This is a genomic window from Tabrizicola sp., from assembly GCF_041913445.1.
Lineage (GTDB): Bacteria > Pseudomonadota > Alphaproteobacteria > Rhodobacterales > Rhodobacteraceae > Tabrizicola.
Genome location: NZ_JAYSFG010000027.1, coordinates 19,809 through 37,614 on the forward strand (window position 1 = coordinate 19,809; position 17,806 = coordinate 37,614).

The 17,806-nt window shown below is 68.7% G+C and carries 16 protein-coding genes; 4 read left to right on the top strand and 12 right to left on the bottom strand.

Annotation, left to right across the window (positions count from 1 at the left end):
• Nucleotides 1-44 precede the first annotated feature (44 nt).
• Genes ACE3Q6_RS20065 through ACE3Q6_RS20080 form a run of 4 tightly spaced genes read right to left on the bottom strand, consistent with a single transcriptional unit; the run spans nucleotide 45 to nucleotide 2,726 of the window.
• Nucleotides 45-650 (bottom strand): amino acid synthesis family protein, encoded by a 606-nt coding sequence (locus ACE3Q6_RS20065; protein WP_374436392.1) that lies wholly within the window; start codon nucleotides 648-650, stop codon nucleotides 45-47.
• 14 nt (nucleotides 651-664) lie between these two features.
• Nucleotides 665-1,567 (bottom strand): flavin reductase family protein, encoded by a 903-nt coding sequence (locus ACE3Q6_RS20070; RefSeq protein WP_374436394.1) that lies wholly within the window; start codon nucleotides 1,565-1,567, stop codon nucleotides 665-667.
• Nucleotides 1,564-2,349 (bottom strand): alpha/beta fold hydrolase, encoded by a 786-nt coding sequence (locus ACE3Q6_RS20075; protein ID WP_374436396.1) that lies wholly within the window; start codon nucleotides 2,347-2,349, stop codon nucleotides 1,564-1,566. The genes ACE3Q6_RS20070 and ACE3Q6_RS20075 overlap by 4 nt, the downstream gene beginning before the upstream one ends.
• Nucleotides 2,346-2,726, bottom strand: coding sequence for a RidA family protein (locus ACE3Q6_RS20080; RefSeq protein WP_374436398.1), 381 nt, complete (start codon nucleotides 2,724-2,726; stop codon nucleotides 2,346-2,348). Before ACE3Q6_RS20080 ends, ACE3Q6_RS20075 begins: the two co-directional genes overlap by 4 nt.
• Nucleotides 2,727-2,859: 133 nt before the next feature.
• On the opposite strand from ACE3Q6_RS20080, the gene ACE3Q6_RS20085 reads away from it, so the two are divergent.
• A complete protein-coding gene (locus ACE3Q6_RS20085; protein ID WP_374436401.1) occupies nucleotides 2,860-4,332 on the top strand; it encodes an aldehyde dehydrogenase in 1,473 nt (490 codons plus the stop codon).
• A gap of 19 nt (nucleotides 4,333-4,351) precedes the next feature.
• The gene (locus tag ACE3Q6_RS20090; protein ID WP_374436403.1) at nucleotides 4,352-5,386 is read left to right on the top strand and encodes an LLM class flavin-dependent oxidoreductase; all 1,035 of its coding nucleotides are present in this window, start codon (nucleotides 4,352-4,354) and stop codon (nucleotides 5,384-5,386) included.
• A 35-nt stretch (nucleotides 5,387-5,421) separates the two neighbouring features.
• Here ACE3Q6_RS20090 and ACE3Q6_RS20095 read toward each other — a convergent pair whose 3' ends face one another.
• Nucleotides 5,422-6,513 carry a GlxA family transcriptional regulator gene (locus ACE3Q6_RS20095; RefSeq protein ID WP_374436405.1) on the bottom strand — a complete coding sequence of 364 codons (1,092 nt, stop codon included), beginning with the start codon at nucleotides 6,511-6,513 and terminating at the stop codon, nucleotides 5,422-5,424.
• A gap of 127 nt (nucleotides 6,514-6,640) precedes the next feature.
• Nucleotides 6,641-8,203: a trimethylamine methyltransferase family protein gene (locus ACE3Q6_RS20100; RefSeq protein WP_374436407.1), complete on the bottom strand. Its 1,563-nt coding sequence runs from the start codon at nucleotides 8,201-8,203 to the stop codon at nucleotides 6,641-6,643.
• A gap of 94 nt (nucleotides 8,204-8,297) precedes the next feature.
• Between ACE3Q6_RS20100 and ACE3Q6_RS20105 the strand changes: the two genes are divergently transcribed.
• The gene (locus tag ACE3Q6_RS20105) at nucleotides 8,298-9,203 is read left to right on the top strand and encodes a LysR substrate-binding domain-containing protein (RefSeq protein ID WP_374436409.1); all 906 of its coding nucleotides are present in this window, start codon (nucleotides 8,298-8,300) and stop codon (nucleotides 9,201-9,203) included.
• Here ACE3Q6_RS20105 and ACE3Q6_RS20110 read toward each other — a convergent pair.
• Genes ACE3Q6_RS20110 through ACE3Q6_RS20130 form a run of 5 tightly spaced genes read right to left on the bottom strand, consistent with a single transcriptional unit; the run spans nucleotide 9,200 to nucleotide 16,357 of the window.
• Nucleotides 9,200-10,468 (bottom strand): NAD(P)/FAD-dependent oxidoreductase, encoded by a 1,269-nt coding sequence (locus tag ACE3Q6_RS20110; protein WP_374436411.1) that lies wholly within the window; start codon nucleotides 10,466-10,468, stop codon nucleotides 9,200-9,202. The two genes, ACE3Q6_RS20105 and ACE3Q6_RS20110, sit on opposite strands and share 4 nt — an antisense overlap.
• A complete protein-coding gene (locus ACE3Q6_RS20115; protein WP_374436413.1) occupies nucleotides 10,458-11,954 on the bottom strand; it encodes an aldehyde dehydrogenase family protein in 1,497 nt (498 codons plus the stop codon). Before ACE3Q6_RS20115 ends, ACE3Q6_RS20110 begins: the two co-directional genes overlap by 11 nt.
• A gap of 1 nt (nucleotide 11,955) precedes the next feature.
• A complete protein-coding gene (locus tag ACE3Q6_RS20120) occupies nucleotides 11,956-13,002 on the bottom strand; it encodes an ACP S-malonyltransferase (protein WP_374436415.1) in 1,047 nt (348 codons plus the stop codon).
• Nucleotides 12,999-15,188: a thiamine pyrophosphate-dependent enzyme gene (locus tag ACE3Q6_RS20125; protein WP_374436417.1), complete on the bottom strand. Its 2,190-nt coding sequence runs from the start codon at nucleotides 15,186-15,188 to the stop codon at nucleotides 12,999-13,001. The genes ACE3Q6_RS20120 and ACE3Q6_RS20125 overlap by 4 nt, the downstream gene beginning before the upstream one ends.
• On the bottom strand, nucleotides 15,188-16,357 hold the full coding sequence (locus ACE3Q6_RS20130; protein WP_374436419.1) for a pyridoxal phosphate-dependent aminotransferase: 1,170 nt from the start codon (nucleotides 16,355-16,357) through the stop codon (nucleotides 15,188-15,190). The genes ACE3Q6_RS20125 and ACE3Q6_RS20130 overlap by 1 nt, the downstream gene beginning before the upstream one ends.
• Before the next feature lie 93 nt (nucleotides 16,358-16,450).
• On the opposite strand from ACE3Q6_RS20130, the gene ACE3Q6_RS20135 reads away from it, so the two are divergent.
• The gene (locus ACE3Q6_RS20135; RefSeq protein WP_374436421.1) at nucleotides 16,451-17,335 is read left to right on the top strand and encodes a LysR substrate-binding domain-containing protein; all 885 of its coding nucleotides are present in this window, start codon (nucleotides 16,451-16,453) and stop codon (nucleotides 17,333-17,335) included.
• A 6-nt stretch (nucleotides 17,336-17,341) separates the two neighbouring features.
• Here ACE3Q6_RS20135 and ACE3Q6_RS20140 read toward each other — a convergent pair.
• A partial coding sequence (locus tag ACE3Q6_RS20140) for an SDR family oxidoreductase (RefSeq protein WP_374436423.1) occupies nucleotides 17,342-17,806 on the bottom strand: 465 nt, incomplete at its 5' end.

The following is a 17,806-nucleotide window of genomic DNA, read 5'->3' on the forward strand; positions in this document are numbered from 1 at the left end:
GGAACCCAACCGACGAGGAGCCAAAGGCGAACGAGGAGGGGCCGTCAGACCCCCGCCGGGTTGTCCACCTCGCCGCCCATTTCCTTCAGGTCCTGGTAGCGGTCGCCGATGCGGTGGTGGGGGCGGCCGCCGAGGGAGGCTCCGAGGGCGATGACCAGTTCGTCGTGGCCGGGGGCGTCGGGGACGGAGAACTGGACGGTCAGGTAGTGCGACCGGCGCCCCGCATCATGCTTGTCCATCAGCGGGATCTGGATCTGCGTGTTGGCCGGCCCCCGCGTGTTGGTGAAGCCGAGGTAGGTCTTGGCCCCCACCGCCTCACGGTAGAAATTGCCGAAGCGGAGGGTGTGGATCAGGGCCGAGCAATGCTCCAATTCGCAGGACGTGCCGCAGAGGGCGGCCTTGCCGTAGGCCTCGATGGCGTCGCCGGACCCGGCCAGGCGGATCAGGCGGTCGGTGAGGAGTTTGCCCAAGGCGGGGCCCATGCGCTTGATCTCGGGCGAGAGGTCCTCGACGAAGCCGCGGCCGTACCAGGGGTTGGTGACGACGGCGGCGACGGCGATCATCCTGAGCGGCGGAGTGCAGGCGCGGCCGCCGTCGGTCACGGTGTCCTCGTCATAAGTGACCAGTTTGCGGAGTTCGGGGAGGGACATCTTTGGGTTCCTTGTCAAGCGCCGAGTTGGCGGGTTTGGCCCGTGGTTTCGGTGCCGTGGTAGATCGAGAAGCTGCCATTGCGGAAGTCGTCGGCATAGCGGGTCAGCATGGCGGCTTCTGCCGGGTTGGTCAGGGGGGCGTCGGAAAGGTCGGCCAGCGGCAGGATGCGGTAGCCGGGCGGCAGGGGGCCGGTGACGGTGCCGTGGTAATAGACGGCGTGGCCACCGGTGCTGCGGTCGTCGAAGGTGGCGTAGACGAAGTCGATCTGTGGTTGCAGGCCCAGGGCGGTGAGCTTGTCCGTCAGGCTGTCGAGCGTCGGTTGCGGGGCGAGGGGGAGGCGGAGGTGCTCGCCTTCGGTCTTGAGGAGGACGCCGCCGTCGCATGCCAGAACCGCCCCCAAACGGCTGCCTTTTGCGGCGGCGGCGGCTTCGGCGAGGTCTTTCTCGATGCCGATGGAGAAGTAGTTGCCGCGGAAGTAGCCGAGGGGTTGGCCTTCGGTGGTCGTGAAGTGCTGGATGTGGCCGATCAGGATCAGGTGGTCTCCGGCATCGACCAGCTGGTGGTTCGCGCAGGTGAACTGGGCGAGGGAGCCGTCGATCAGGGGCATGTCCGACGGGCCGGGCGTCCAGGCGCAGTTCTGGAACTTGTCGGGCGCGCGCGAGGCGAAGAGGCCGGAGACGGCTTTCTGTTCCTCGGCGAGGATGTTCACGGCGAAATGCGGGGCGTTCGCGAAGGTCTCGGCGGAGTGCGCGGTCTTGGCGAGGCAGACGAGGAGGAGCGGCGGGTCGAGGGAGACCGAGGTGAAGCTGTTCGCGGTGAAGCCCCGGGGCGTGCCGTCGGGCTGGCGCGTGGTGACGACGGTGACGCCGGTGGCGAAGGCGCCGAAGGCGTTTCTTAGCGCTTTTGGGTCGCTCATCGCAGGACCTCGGTCAGGAAGTCGACGACGGGGCGGTTCACGGCCTGGGGCGCTTCGGCCAGCGCCATGTGGCGGAGGCCCTTCAGGATGACGAGGCGCGCGCGGGGGATTTCCTCGGCGATGGCCATGCTCATCTCGGGGCCGTTGCCGGTGTCCTCGTCGCCCGTCAGGACCAGGGTCGGGACGGTGAGCGGCGGGCTCGGGGCCACGATCTCTTCCACCCCATGCGCGAGGATGCGGTATAGCTTGACGTAGACCTCGCGCTTGTTGGCGAGGACCCAGTGGCGGGTCAGGTCCATCAGGTCGGGGCGGGTCGCTTGGGCCTCTTCGGTATACCAGCGTTGCAGCGCGAGTTCGACGGTGGCCTCGGGGCCGTGGTCACGCGCCTGGTCGACCCGGTAGAGGATGGCGCTTTGCTGTTTCTCGGACCGGGTGTGGGCGGAGTGGAGGACGACCAGCGCCGTGGTGCGGTCGCGGTGGTCTTGCGCAAAGCGGCGGGCGACCATGCCGCCGAGGGAGAAGCCGACGATGGCGGCTCTTTCGATTTGCAGGTGGTCGAGGAGGTCGGCCAGTTGGTCCGACAGGTCTTTCAGCGTCGGGTCGCCTTCGGGCGGGGCTGTTTCACCGTGGCCGATGAGATCGTAGGTCAGGACGCGGAATTTCGTGAGGTCGGGGATGAGCCACTGCCAGACGGCGCGGGTCAGGCCGAGGCCGTGGATCAGGGCGACGACCGGGGCGTCCTCGGGGCCGGTCAGGTCGTAGGCGGTGCCTTGGTGGATCATTGCGGTTTCCAGGCGATGACTTCGATTTCCACGCGGATGTCGACGAGGAAGTCGGAGACGAGGGCGGACCGGGCCGGGGGATTGGTCGGGAAATACTCGCCGTAGACGGCGTTGAAGCCGGGGAAATCGGCGCGGTCCTTCAGCCAGACCATCGTTTTCACGACATCGTCGCGGGTGCAGCCAGCCTCAGTGAGCGTTTCGGTGATCCGGTCCAGGCAGGCGCGGGTCTGGTCCTCGATGCTGCCTTTGGTCAGGACCTGGCCACCCACCATCGGGACCTGGCCGGTGAGGAAGACGAAATCGCCCGCGCGGACGGCTTTCGACAGCGAAAGCGTCCGTCCGTTGATGACCAAGGGTCCGCCGATGATTTCCTTCATGCGCTCCTCCGTGGGGTTTGGGTTTGCCATTCCGGTGCGGGGGTGGATTATGGATTTTCGTCAGGCGGTGGCGAAAAATCGGAAACATGCGGCATTTGCGCGCGGCATCAACGGGGAAAGCCGGGAGGGTGCGATGGCCGAGTTGAAGCGCTGCCAGATGCTGATCGACGGGGAGTGGGTGGACGCCTCGGATGGGGGCGTGTTCCCGTCGGTCTCGCCGGTCACGGGCGCGGTCTGGGCGGAGGTGCCGGAGGCGACTTCGGCGGACGTGGACCGGGCGGTGCGGGCGGCGGACCGTGCGCTTTCCGGCGAATGGGGGCGGATGACGCCCTCGGCGCGGGGCAAGTGCTTGCGGAAGCTGGGGGATTTGCTGGCGGAGGCGTCGGAGGAGCTGGGGCGGGCGGAGACACTGGATACCGGCAAGATGCTGAAGGAGACGCGCTGGCAGGCCAAGTACATCGCGGAGTTCTTCCATTTCTATGCCGGGGCGGCGGACAAGATTTCGGGCGAGGTGCTGCCGATCGACAAGCCGGATTTGCTGGTCTTCACCAACCGGGAGCCGCTGGGCGTGGTGGCGGCGGTGGTGCCGTGGAACTCGCAGTTGTTCCTGTCGGCGGTGAAGCTTGGGCCGGCGCTGGCGGCGGGGAATACGGTGGTGCTGAAGGTCTCCGAGCACGCCTCGGTGCCGATGCTGGAGTTCGGGAAGCTGATCGAAGCGGCGGGGTTTCCGGCGGGCGTCGTCAACATCATCAGCGGGCATGGCGAGGTGGGGCGGGTCCTGACCTCGCATCCGCTGGTGGCGCGGGTGTCGTTCACGGGGGGCCCTCAGACGGCGCGGCATGTGGTGCGGAACTCGGCCGAGAATTTCGCGGAGGTGTCGCTGGAGCTGGGGGGGAAGTCGCCCTTCGTGGTGTTCGAGGATGCGGACCTTGAGAGCGCGGTCAACGGCTGCATGGCGGGGATCTTCGGGGCGACGGGGCAGAGCTGCGTGGCGGGGTCCAGGCTGATCGTGCAGGAGAGCGTGGCGGAGGAGTTCCTGGCGCGGCTGGTGGCGGCGGCGAAGGCGATCCGGATTGGCGATCCTCTGGCGGAGGAGACGCAGATGGGGCCGCTGTGCACGGAGGCTCAGGTGAAGCTGATCGAGGCGCAGGTGGCGCTGGCGGTAACCGAAGGGGCGACGGTCCTGACGGGGGGGAAGCAGCCCTCGCTGGGGGGGACCTTTTATGAGCCGACCATCGTGGACTGCCCCTCGCCGGACCTGACCATCGTGGATACCGAGCTGTTTGGGCCGGTGCTGTCGGTCCTGCGCTTCAAGGACGAGGCGGAGGCCGTGGCGCTGGCGAACCGGTCGCAGCACGGGCTGGCGGCGGGGGTCTTCACGCGGGACGGGGCGCGGCAGATGCGGGTGGCGAAGGCCATTCGCGCCGGGATCGTCTGGGTCAACACCTACCGCGCTGTGTCACCCATCGCGGCCTTCGGGGGCGTCAAGGGATCGGGCTATGGGCGCGAAAGCGGGTTCCAGGCGCTTTACGACTACACGCGGCCCAAGACGATCTGGGTCAACACCTCATCCGAGCCCATCGCCAACCCCTTCGTGATGCGCTGAACTTTCAGGGAGTTAGGACATGAAGTTCCAATTGGCCATCAACATGGAGCGGATCGACGACTCGCTCGACATGAAGGAGGTGGCAAAGCACACGCTGGAGATGGTGCAGATGGCCGACCAGGGCGGCTTCCGCATCGCCTGGGCGGCGGAGCACCACGCGCTGGAGATGACCATCGCGCCGAACCCGTTCTCGATCCTGACCTGGTGGGCGGAGCATACGAATGACATCCGGCTTGGCACGGCGGTGATCGCGGCGCCCTACTGGCACCCGATCAAGGCGGCGGGAGAGGCGGCGTTCGTCGATCTCATTTCCGGCGGGAGGCTGGAGTTCGGCATCGGCTCGGGCGCCTATCAGCGCGAGTTCGACCGGATGCGGCCGGGGCTGAAGCAGACCGACGCCTGGCGCTACATGCAGGAGATGCTGCCGGTGATCCGGGAGTTGTGGAAGGGCGATTATGCGCATGAGGGGGAGCATTGGTCGTTCCCCGCGTCCACGTCTTGCCCGAAGCCGGTGCAGAAGGAGGTACCGGTCTGGGTCGCCGCCCGCGCGCCGATCACCTATGACTATGCGGTCAGGCATGGCTGCAACATCCAGTCCTGGCCCCTGACCCGCGACATGGGCGAGGCAGAGCTCTACATGGACCGGATGGCGGAGGCGCTGGCGAACAACCCCGGAAGCAAGCGCCCGATCATGGCGATGATGCGCCACACGGCTGTCTATGACCGGAAGGAGGACTGGATGGTCCCGGTCCGGGCGGCGCAGCGGCAGCTCAGTCAGTTCGAGAACCTGTTCAAGAACCTGGGCGATGTGGAGAACGGCTTCCCGAAGGCGATCCCCTTCGACCAGCTGGGCAACCGGGCGGAGTATGATCCGGAGATGCTGTCGCGGAACCTGATGTTCGGCACGCCGGACGAGGTGATCGAGAAGCTGAAGATGTATGAAGCCATCGGGGTGGACGAGTTCATCTATTACGCCTCGCTCGGCCTCGGGCTGAAGGAGCAGAAGCGGTCGATGGAGCTGTTCTGCAACGAGGTCATCCCGGCCTTTGCGTGAGAATATTCGGGACCACGATTTTGTCTCGCGAAAAATCACATGCGATCTTTCGTGGAAAGATCGTGGCCCGCGCGGTGCCGGAGGTTCTCGAGATAGGCGGTCAGGGTGCCGGGCCAGCTGGGCGTCGCCTCTGTCGGGGCCCAGCCCTGGCGGTAGTCGCTGGGGCGGCGGTCGAAGCATTTGCGGAAGGCGGCTGCGAAGTGGCTGAGCGCGTTGAAGCCGGTGGCGGTGGCGATCTCGCGGACGGAGAGCTTGGTGGCGATCAAGAGGACCCGGGCGTGCTGCAAGCGGACCAGGGTGCCGAACTGCACAATGGAACAGCCGAGCCCCTTGTGGAACTGCCGTTCGAGCTGGCGCTGTGAGAGGCCCAGTTGGCGGGCGATTTCCGGGACCGGCAACGGCTCGGCGATGTTCGCTTCGATCAGCGCGATGGCCTTGCGGAGCGTGGGGGAGAATTCGTCGGTCCCTTGGCCGAGCGTGCGGCGCTGGGGGGCTTCGGGTGGGCGGATCGGCTGGTGGAGCATCTGGTCGGCGACCTCGCCCGCAAGGGCCTCGCCGTGTTCGCGGGCGATCTGGCGGAGCATGAAGTCCGCCCCGCCGAGGCCTCCTGCGCAGGAGAGGATGGGGTCGTCGAGGGTGTAGAGTTGTTCCACGATGGGGATGTCGGGGTAGCGCTCCTGGAAGCCGGGGGCCCAGGACCAGTGGGTCGCGATGGGGGTGGCGGTCAGGAGGCCGGCCTTGGCGAGGAGGTAGCAGCCGAGTTCGACGGCGCAGAGGCGGGCGCCGTCGCGGGACTGGCGGCGGAGCCAGGCGGAGAGGTCGCGGTTCGCGTAGTCCTCGGCCCCCCAGGAGGCGAGGGTGCAGATTAGCTCGCCCCGACGGGGGCGGTCGGAGAGGGGTTGGGCGGTGATGGAGAGGCCATTCGAGGCCGGGATGTCGGGGCCGTCGGGGGAGAGGATCTCCCATTGGTAGAGGGGTTCGGGGGCCAGGTAGTTGGCGACGCGGAGGGGCTCGATCAGGGAGATCAGGGTCGCCATGTTGAAGCGGGGGATGATGACGAAGGTGACCCGCGTCACGGGGGTGATGGGGGTCCGCAGGGCGGGGGTGGAGATGCGGTTTTCCGTCATGCTGGGCAGGATAGCCGTCGGAATACCGGCAGGAAAGGGCGGGACCTGTCCACGCAGGACAGGCCCGGCGGGTGTTGTTATATCAAGGGGTTACGCGTGGGCGTTCAGGAAGCGTTAAGCGTCTTTCCTAGTACCACATGTCGTCCATCGACGCCTTGCGCCGCGCGATGAAGTCCTGCAGGGCCTCGTCGATGCCTTCGTCCAGCGGGGGCGCTTCATAGTCGCGCAGGATCTTCTTCCAGCGGGTGTTGGCGCGCTGGGCATAGTCGATCCCGCCCTGTTCGTCCCAGGTCTCCCATGGCTGGTTGTCGTCGAGGGCCGAGTCCCAGTAGGCCGTCTCGTAATGCCGGAGCGTGTGCTGGGTCGAGAACAGGTGCTGGCCGGGGCCAAGTTCGTTCAGCGCCTCGAAGGCCAGGGTATCCTCGTTCACCGCCATGCCGTCCAGGTAGGAGTGCAAAGCGCCGCAGATGTCGGTGTCCATCACGACCTTTTCGTAGGACATGGACAGGAGCCCGTCGAGGAAGCCCGCGGAGTGGAGGACATAGTTCGCCCCGCCCTGGATCGCCGACATCATCGACATCATGCTTTGCCACATGGCCTGGCCGTCCGGCAGCTTGGAGGTCGAGAAGTTCCCGGCGCAGCGCAGCGGCATGTTCAGGCGGCGGGCGAGCTGACCCATCGCGAGCGAGCCGATGGCGGGTTCGGGCATGCCGAAGGTGGGCGAGCCGGTCTTGAGCGACATGGAGGAGAAGAAGGAGGCGAGGATCGTCGGCGCGCCGGGGCGGGTCAGTTGCGCGAGCGCGCAGGAGGCCATCGATTCGGCCAATCCTTGCGCGACCATCCCGGCGATGGTCAGAGGGGCGACGGCTCCGCCAAGAAGGAAGGGCAGGTGGATCGAGCCCTGGTTCGCGGCGGCATAGGTGCGGATGCCCGCCGCCGTCACCCCGTCGATGACGAGGGGCGAGGTGGTGTTGAAGTTGCCCATGACGACGCAGTTCTGGTCGGTGAAGGCCTCGCCAAACAGGATGCGGGCCATTTCCACGCTGTCGGCGGCGCGTTCGGCGGCGGTGATCGAGCCGAGGAAGCCGCGGTCGGAATAGCGGATGTGGCTGTAGACCATGTCGAGGTGGCGCTTGTTCACCGGCACGTCGGTGGGCTCGCAGACGGTGCCGCCGGAGTGGTGGAGCCAGGGGGAGGACTGGGCGAGCTTCACGAAGTTGCGGAAGTCCTCGATGGTGCCGTAGCGGCGGCCGCGGTCGAGGTCCATCACGAAGGGGCTGCCGTAGGAGGGCGCGAAGACGACGTTGTTGCCGCCGATCAGGACGTTGTTCGCGGGGTTGCGGGCGTGTTGCGTGAACAAAGGAGGAGCGGTCTTCAGGACCTCGCGCAGCATTCCGGGCGGGAACTTCACGCGCCAGATGTTCTGGGTGGTCTCGGTCACCTCGGCGCCGGCCTGTTTGTAAAGCCGCATCGCCTCGGCGTCGTCGCGGAGTTCGATCCCGATCTCGGCCAGAATGCGGTCGGCGGTGGCTTCGATGGCCAGCAGGCTTTCCTCGGACAGGATGTCATAGGTCGGGATGCCGCGGACGATGTAGGGGCGGTGGACCCCGGCCTCGACGCCGACGCGGGCGTCGCGCATCTTCTGCCGCCCGCCGCGCTGCCGCTTTTCCGGGATGTCGCCGTCTGCCATCGTCTTCGTCCTTCGATAAGTCGCGGCCCATGTTATGCCGCGCGGCGGCGCGCGTGACGCTGGAAAAGGCTGATGGAGTTGATAAGCTGGGTTTATGGAAACCCTGCGCTCTCTGGTCCCGTCGATCAACGCGCTTGTCGTCTTCGAGGCGGCAGGACGGTTGGGCAGTTTCACCGCCGCGGCACGGGAGTTGCGGATGACGCAGGCGGCGGTCTCCTATGCCGTCCACCGGCTGGAGGAGCATCTGGGGACCACGCTTTTCCTGCGCGAACACCGGCGGGTGCGGCTGTCCTCGGCCGGGGCGCGGTTCCATGCCGACGTGGCGATCGGGCTGTCGCATATCCAGCGCTCGGCCCGCGAGCTGCGGGTGGCGGCGGAGGGGCATGTGACCCTGTCCTGCTCCACCGCCTTTGCAGCCTTCTGGATGGTGCCGCGGATGGCGCAGCTGCGGGCGGACCTGCCGCAGATCGACCTGCGGATCCAGACCGGGGACCATGACCTGGACCTGGTGGGCGAGGGGATCCCGCTGGGGGTCAGGGGCGGCAATCCGGGCGATTGGCCGCAGTATGCGGCTGAACCGCTGGCGGCGGAGGAGATCTGGCCGGTCTGCGGGGCGGGGTATCTGGCGGGGCGGACGCGACCGCAGCGACCGGAGGAGTTGCTGGACCACCAGCTGATCCACCTGGAGGAACCTTTCCGGCAGGCGGCGACCTGGCGGGACTGGTTCGCCTCGGTGGGGGTCGACGGGCGGCGGGTGCCGAAGGGGCTGCAGATCAACGATTACGTGCTGGTGGTGCAGTCGGTGATCGCGGGGCAGGGGGTGGCGCTGGGCTGGCGGCACCTGGTCGAGGGGCTGGTCGGTCAGGGCGTGCTGGTGCGGCTGACGGACCATGCGCTGGTCACGGGGATGGATTTCCACGTCATCTGGCCGCGCGAGGCGACGCTCACGCGCCCGGCGCAGGAGGTGCGGGACTGGTTGCTCACGCAGGCGCGGGGCTAGCGCGCGGCAATGGCGTGGGTGAGCGTGGCCCCGGTTTCGTAGTATGCGGCCTGCACGGCGGGAGCTGTCTCGCGGTGCTGGCGGATGGGGACGAGGGGGAGCGTGGTGTCCGATCCGGACAGTAGCGCGCGGGCGGCTTCGGTGCCGAAGACGGTGCCGGGCCCGATGCCGCGTCCCGAGTAGCCGAAGGCGGCATAGGCGTCGGGGCCGAAGGCGACGATCTTCGGGATGTGGTCGCCGGTCATGGCGATGCGCCCGGTCCAGCCGTGGGTGAGGGGGATGTCCCGCAGCGCCGGATAGAGCGCGGCAAGCTTCCGGCGCGCCCAGGCGGCGTGCACCCGCGCGCCCGGGCCGGTGCCGTTGCCGATCCCGCCGATGATGACACGGCCCGCCCGGTCGCGGCGGATAGAGGACATGACGAGGGCGGTGTCCCAGCAACCCTCGCCGCCCGGAAGGATGCTGTCGAGGAGGGCGGGCGGCAGGGGGGCGGTGGCGTACTGGCAGTAGTGGACGGGGACGAAATCGGGCCGGAAGGCCGGGCCGAGGCCTAGGTGGTAGGCGTTGGTGGCGATGAGGAGGCGGCGGGCTTTCAGGATGTGGCGGCCCGAGGTGACGTGCCAGAGGTCGCGCTCGCGTGTGACGGACTGGACGGGGCTTTGTTCATGCAGGACAGCGCCTGCCCCGGCTGCCGCGCGGGCAAGGCCGCGGGCGTAGGAGAGCGGCTGGATCGTCCCGGCGCGGGGGTCGAAGAGGGCGCCGTGGAAGGCGGTCGATCCGATGCGGCGGGCGGTTTCCTCGTCGTCCAGAAGCTGCAGCGGCGCGCCCATCGCGCGGCCCTGGCGGTGGCGTTCGGTGAGGTCGGCAAGGCCTTTGGGGGAATGGGCGAGGTGGAGGGTGCCATTGCGGGTGGCCTCGCAGTCGATGCCTTCGCGGTCGATCAGAGCGAAGACGCGGGAGGGGGCCTCGGAGAGGGTGGCGAGGAGGCGGTTGCCTTCGGCCTCACCCATCTGGGCCCGGACGGTGTCGGGGGGAAGCCAGAGGCCCGCGTTCACGAGGCCCACGTTCCGGCCGGATCCGCCGTGGCCGATGGTCTGGGCTTCCACAAGGCAGACGGACGCGCCTTCCCGTGCGGCCTCCAGCGCCGCGGCGCAGCCGGTGAAGCCGCCGCCGATCACTGCCAGGTCGACGGTGCGGTCGGCGTCGAACGGCGGCTCGCTGAAGCTTTCCCGCGCGGACGCCCGCCAGAGGTTTGGCTCAGAGGTCAAAGCGGACCCCTTGGGCAAGCGGCAGCTGGGCCGAGAAGTTCACGGTGGAGGTCTGCCGGCGCATGTAGCCCTTCCAGGCGTCCGAGCCGCTTTCGCGCCCGCCGCCGGTTTCCTTCTCGCCCCCGAAGGCTCCGCCGATCTCGGCGCCCGAGGGGCCGATGTTGACGTTGGCGATCCCGCAATCCGACCCTCCGGCGGAGAGGAAGGTCTCGGCCTCGCGCAGGTTCAGGGTGAAGATGCAGGAGGAGAGGCCCTGGGGAACGTCGTTCTGCAGCGCGATGGCCTGGGCGAAGTCGTCGTAGGTCAGGACGTAGAGGATGGGGGCGAAGGTCTCCTCGCGGACGGTGGCGGTCTGGGCGGGCATCTCGACGAGGGCGGGCGTGACATAGGCGCCGGCGGGGACGCCCTCGGTCACGGGCTGGCCGCCGTGTACGATGCCGCCCTCGGCCCGGGCGCGGTCAAGCTGGGCGAGCATCCGGTCGCGCGACGCCTGGTCGATCAGCGGGCCGATCAGGGTGCCCTCGGCGCGGGGGTCGCCGATGGGGAGGCTCGCGTAGGCCTTGGTCAGGCGGGACAACAGGTCGTCGCGGATGGAGCGGTGGACGATCAGGCGGCGGAGCGAGGTGCAGCGCTGGCCGGCAGTGCCGACGGCGCCGAAGACGATGGCGCGGACGGCCATGTCCAGGTCGGCCGAGGGCGCGACGATCATCGCGTTGTTGCCGCCAAGCTCAAGGATCGGGCGGCCCCAGCGGGCGGCGACCTTGGGCCCGACGATCCCGCCCATGCGGGTGGAGCCGGTGGCGGAGAGGACCGGAACATCGGGGCTGTCGACGAGGGCCGCGCCGATGTCGGGGCCGCCGATGACGAGTTGGCAGAGCCCCTCGGGCGCGTCGCCGAAGCGGGCGAGCGCGCGCTCCATGATCCGCATGGTGGCAAGGGCAGTGAGCGGTGTCTTTTCCGACGGCTTCCAGATCACCGGGTTGCCGCAGACGAGGGCCAGGGCCGCGTTCCAGGACCAGACGGCCACGGGGAAGTTGAAGGCGCTGATGACGCCCACCGGGCCGATCGGGTGCCAGGTTTCCGCCATGCGGTGGCCGGGGCGTTCGGAGGCGATGGTAAGGCCGTAAAGCTGGCGCGAGAGGCCGACGGCGAAGTCGCAGATGTCGATCATCTCCTGCACTTCGCCAAGCCCCTCGGAGGTGATCTTGCCGACTTCCAGGGTTACGAGGGCGCCAAGCTCGGCCTTCGCGGCGCGGAGTTCCTCGCCGAGAAGGCGCACGAGTTCTCCCCGGCGCGGTGCGGGGACGCTGCGCCACTCAGCGAAGGCGGATTTGGCGCGGGCGATGATGGCGGGCATCTCGGCGGCGGGGGTTTCGTGGACCCGCGCGAGTTCGGCACCGTCGATTGGGGAGCGGACGGCGAGGGTGCCTCCGATCAGGTCCGTCTGGGTGAGGCCTGCGGCGGCAAGGGGGGCGGCGTGGGTCATCTTAGGCTCCTTCATGGGTCGCAAGGGCGCGCTGTTCGGGCAGGCCCATCGCGACGAGCAGCGGGTTGTCCGCTTGCAGGGTCTGGAAATCGGATTTGCTGCCCATGCCGCGCCACTGGGCGAGGATGAGCGATTGGGCGACGGCCCCGCCGAGCGTGGTGCCGGGGCCGGTGACGATGAAGAGGTCGGGGGCGAATTCGTGGGCCGCGGTGCGGATGGCGGCGGTGAAGTCGTAGGGCCCTGTCACCTGGTGGCCGAGGGTGTAGGCGTGGAGCTTTTCGGGCTCGACCGTGCCCGGCCACCAGATCGCGCCGCGTCCGTCGATCAGCGGAAGCTGCGGCTGGGTCAGCAGGCTGGCGGGCAGAGCGGCGCGGCCTTGGGCGGCGACGGGGGCCTGAAGCGCGGTGTGGAAGGCGGCATGGTTGCCAAGGCGCATCGGGAAGCGGCCCTGCACCGGGTCGACCGAGGCTTCGAAGGCCTTGAGGCCCGCCTCGTTGCCCGCAAGGACCAGAAGTCCGCCGAGGTCGATGGAAAGGGCGAGGACGTGGTCGCGGCGGCTGGCGATGTCCTCGACAAGGGCGAGGAGGGCGGCCTTGCGGGTGGGGCGGGGGACCCAGTCCTCATCCACCCAGGGGTAGACCAGTTGCCCGCCGATGAGGGCGGTTTGCATCAGGCGGCCCATCGTGTTGGCGATGGTGAAGCCGTCCTCGGGCGTCGCGGCCCCGGCGCAGGCGAGGGCGGAGTACCAGCCCATCGAGTTGCCGGTGACGGCGACGACGTCGATGCCCTGCCGGTCGAGGGAGAGGAAGTCGCCATAGGTCGCGGCGTAGATTAGCGCGCTGGCGTTGTCGCCGCGCGTGTGGCGCGAGGCGAGGAAGCGGTCGGCCCCGTCCAGCGCAGTGAGGGTGTCCTGGCCTTCGGCGGTGCGGATCGCGTCGAAGCGAGACAAAAGCCGGGGATCCGGGAAGTGGCGCTGCAGGTAGCCGAGTTCGCTGGCGTTGTAGGTGCCGCGACCGGGGCAGATGACGACGGCGGTCTTGCGGGTCATTTGGCACCTGTCAGGGCGCGGGCGGCAGTCAGGATCTGGTCCTTCGAGGGCATGGTCGCGGCATAGGCGGGGCCGGTGGCGATGAAGCTGTCCTCGGCGGTCAGGCGGGCGAGGGGGATGCCGGGGGCGGCCTCGTGGAAATGCGCCATCAGGCCTTCGGCGACGCCGCCGGTGTGGCGGGTCTCGTCCACGATCAGGATGTGCTTGCAGCCCTTCACGGCCTCGGTCAGCGCGTCTTTCGGGAGCGGCGAGAGCCAGCGGGTGTCGATGATGCGGGTCTTGAGGCCTGCGACCTCTAGCTCGGGCCGGGCCTGGTGCGAGAGGTAGCAGCCGTTGCCGAAGGTGACGATGGCAAGGTCGGTGCCCTCGCCCGAAATGCCGACCTCGCCCAGACGGATGGTCTGCGAGGGATCGGGGTAGCGGCGCATCCAGGCGCCGTCCTTGTCGGCATGAAGGTCGCGCATCGGGTAAAGCGCGATGGGTTCGACGAAGACGACGACCCGTTGCTCCTCGCGGGCGAGCCGCACGCATTCGCGCAGCATCATCGCGGCGTCGGCCCCATTCGAGGGCACGGCGAGAATCACGCCGGGGATGTCGCGCAGGACGGCAAGCGAGTTGTCGTTGTGGAATTGGCCGCCGAAGCCCTTCTGGTAGCCAAGGCCCGCGATGCGGATGACCATTGGGTTGGTGAACTGGCCGTTGGAGAAGAAGGGCAGCGTCGCGGCCTCGCCCCGGATCTGGTCCTCGGCATTGTGGACGTAGGCCAGGAACTGGATTTCTGGCATCGGCACGAAGCCGTTCTGCGCCATGCCGATGGCGAGGCCGAGGATGGACTGTTCGTCCAGAAGCGTGTCGATCATCCGGTCCGGGCCGAAGCGCTGGGTGAGCTTCTGGGTGACGCCATAGACCCCGCCCTTGCGGCCCACATCCTCGCCCATCATGACGATCTCGGGGTGGGTCAGCATCAGGTCGGTGAGCGCCCAGTTGATGAGGCGGGACATGATCTGCGGCTCAATCATCGCCTTGAGGTCCGCGCCGAAGGCCTGTTCCCGGGCCTGCGGGCTGGGGCCGTTGGTCGGGCGGTTCTCGCGTCGGGGTGGGGTGATGGAGGCCATCACCTGCGAGGCGGTCTTGAGGCGGGGGCGGGTGACGGCCTCGGCGGCGACACGGGCGACCCGCGCGCCGGTTTCCTGATAGATGGCCAGCGCCTGGTCGGGGGTCAGGGCGCCGGCCTGATCGAGAAGGCGGACGGAATGGAGGAGGGGGTCGTTGGCTTCCTCGGCCTCCACCTCCTCGCGGCTGAGGTAGGTGGTGGGCATGTCGGCCCCGGCATGGCCGTAAAGCCGGATGGTGCGGATGTGGAGAAAGGCGGGCTTCCGGCGGCTGCGGACATATTCGGCGGCGGCAAGGGCGGTGGCATAGGTGTCGTAGAGGTCGAGGCCGTCGCAGGCGAAGTATTTCAGGCCGGGACGGTTGCCGAAGGTGGCGGCGATCCAGCCGCTGGGCGTCTTGGTCGAGATGCCGATGCCATTGTCCTCGCAAGCGAAGAGGAGCGGCAGAGGGACGGACTGGTAGCTGGTCCACTGCGCGGCGTTGAAGGCGCCTTGGGCGGTGGAGTGGTTGGCCGAGGCGTCGCCGAAGCTGCAATAGGCGATGGCATCGTCGGGCAGGATCGCGTGTTCGGGGCGGTGGCGGCGGGCGGCACCGATGGAATAGGCGGCGCCGACGGCCTTGGGCAGGTGGCTCGCGATTGTGGACGTCTGCGGCGGGATCATCAGCGCGCGGCTGCCCAGCACCTTGTGCCGGCCGCCCGAGATCGGGTCCTCGGAGGAGGAGGCGAAGGAGAGGAGCATGTCGCGGGCGATGGTCTGGCCGGGGACCTGCTCGGCCCGCGCGATCTGGAAGGCCGCGTCGCGGTAGTGGAGGAAGGCGATGTCGGTGGGCCGCAGCGCGGCGGCGACGGCGGCGAGGCCTTCGTGGCCCGAGGAGCCGATGGTGTAGAAGCCTTGCCCCGCCCGCTGCATGGCGCGGCTTTGCCGGTCAAGCGCGCGGCTGAGGCAGCCGGAGCGGTAAAGCGAGACGGCGAGCGTCGGGGGCAGGGGGCCTGACGGCGCGCGGCCGGGGGGCAGGTCGCGGGCGGCGACGCGGCGCAGGAAGTTGTCGTGGACGATCTCGCAGCGGTCCATCAGCGGGGCTCCAGTGCGGCGGCGATCCGGGCAAGGCCTTTGTCGAGGTCGGCCTGCGAATAGGCGAAAGAGAGGCGCAGGTGGCCGGGGAGGCCGAAGGCTCGACCGGGGACCAAGGCGACTCCGTGGTCGTGGAGGAGCCAGCGGCAGAAGTCGGCGTCGGTGGCGTGGCCGGTGGCCTCCATCGCGGCGGTGATGCGGGGGAAGACGTAGAAGGCCCCGTCGGGGCTGGGGCAGTCGATGCCTGGGATCGCGTTCAGCGCATGGACCACCCGGTCGCGCCGGACCTGCCAGTCGGCGCGGCGGGTGGCGAGGAGCGACTGGTCGCCGGTCAGGGCGGCCAGCGCCGCGGCCTGCGACACCGAGGAGGCACCCGAGGTCACCTGGCCCTGTACGGTCCCCATCGCGCCGATGAGCGCTTTCGGGCCGATGCCCCAGCCGATCCGCCAGCCGGTCATGGCATAGGCCTTGGACACGCCGTCCACGATCAGGGTGCGGTCACGCAGTTCGGGCGCGGCTTCGGTGAAGGGGGTGAAGGGGACGTAGGCCAGATGGCGGTAGATCTCGTCCGACAGGATCCAGACCTGCGGGTGGCGGGCCAGCACTTCGGCAAGGGCGCGAAGTTCGGCGGCGGAGTAGACCGCGCCCGACGGGTTCGAGGGAGAATTCAGCATGAGCCAGCGGGTGCGCGGCGTCAGCGCGGCCTTTAGCGCCGAAGGGGACAACTTGAAGCCGGTTTCCATCGGGCAGGGCACAACGACAGGCCGTCCGCCCGCCATGCTGACGATGTCGGCGTAGCTGGTCCAGAACGGGGCGGGCATCACCACCTCGTCGCCGGGGTTCAGCGTGGCGAGCATGGCGTTCGCGATCACCTGCTTGGCGCCGGTCGAGACGATGACCTCGGCGGCCGTCGTTCCTGCCTGCACGGCGATGGCTGCCCGCAGCGCAGGCGTTCCGGAGTTGGCGGTATAGCGCGTCTGGCCCGCAAGCGCGGCCTGGTGGGCGGCCTCGATGACATGGGAGGGCGTGGGGAAATCCGGCTCTCCCGTGGAGAGCGAAACCACGTCGCGGCCCGCAGCGCGCAGCGTCGCGGCTTCTTCCGAGATCTGCACGATCTCGGAAACCTCGAGCCCGCGAATCCGGTCGGCCCGGGTGAATGCTGCCGTCATTGTTCGTCGTCCTTTGCCATGCCTTTCCAGTCTAGCTGGCCTTTGGCGTGAAAATGAGCGACATGTTGGTCAGATGGTTGGAGAAAAACTCACATGATCGCGCCGCGCCGGTTTCTGCCCTCGATCAGCTCGCTGCTGGCACTGGAGGCGGTGGAGCGGCTGGGAAGTGCCACGGCGGCGGCCGAGGAACTGGCGCTGACCCATTCGGCGGTGAGCCGCCAGCTGAAGGCGCTGCAGGACCAGATCGGGGTGACGCTTCTGCGGCGCGAGGGGAAGGGGCTGGCACTGACCCCGGCGGGGGCCGACTATGCGGCGTCAGTCCGCGACTACCTGCAGGACCTGGCGCGGGCGAGCCTGAAGATCCGGGCGGGCGGCGAGCAGTCGAGCCTGAACATCGCCGTGCTGCCCGCCTTCGGGACGCATTGGCTGCTGCCACGGCTGCGGCGGTTCGCGGCGGAAAATCCGGATATCGCGCTGAACTTCGGCACGCGGCTGTCGCCCTTCGACTTCACGCGCGAGCCCTTCGACGCGGCGATCCATTTCGGCGGCGCGGACTGGCCAGGGGCGACCCATCTGGAGCTGGCGCGGGAACGGGTGATCCCGGCCTGTGCGCCCGGTCTGGCGGCGGGACAGCTGGCGCCCGCAGACCTTCTGGCGCTGCCGCTTCTGCACCTGGAAAGCCGCCCCGGCGCCTGGGAGGACTGGTTCGCCCGGCAGGGCTGCCCGGCGGGGCACCTGCGGGGGATGCTTTTCGACCAGTTCGGCCAGATGGCCGAGGCGGCTGCGCTGGGCTTCGGCGTGGCGCTCCTGCCCGCCTTCCTGGCCGAGGCCGAGTTCCGGGCGGGCCGCCTTCACCCGCCGGTCGCGGGTTATACCGAGGTCGACGGGGCCTATCACCTGGTCTGGCCGCAGGTCCGACCCCCGAGCCGGGCCTTGCAGCGGTTGCTGAAATGGATCGAGAGCGAGGCGAAAGGCTGATCCTGCTCAGCTCAGGCGCATCGGCCCATCGGGTACCGGCATTCCGCCCGCGACCGCGCCCCAGACCGACTGGTCGAAGTTCACGATCGCCCCGGTCATCAGGCCCGCGTCGTCCGAGACGAGGAAGTTGACCGCGCGGGCGGCCTCCTCGGGGTCGACGAGGCGGCCGAAGGGCAGGGCGGCGGCGGCCTTGGCTTCCCAGTCCGGGCCGCCGGCCTCGGCCTGGATCTTGCGCTCGTGATCCGAGGCCATCCAGCCCACGTTCAGCTGGTTCACCCGGATGCGGTTGGCCATGACCGAAAAGGCAGTGTTCGCGGTCAAGGTGGTCAGCGCCCCTTTCGAAGCGCAGTAGGCGTTGATGAAGGGTTGCCCCGCCAGGGCCGAGATCGAGCCGATGTTGCAGATCGCGCCCTCGATGCCCCGGGCGATCATGAGGCGGATCGCGTCCTGCATCAGGAAGTAGGGTCCGCG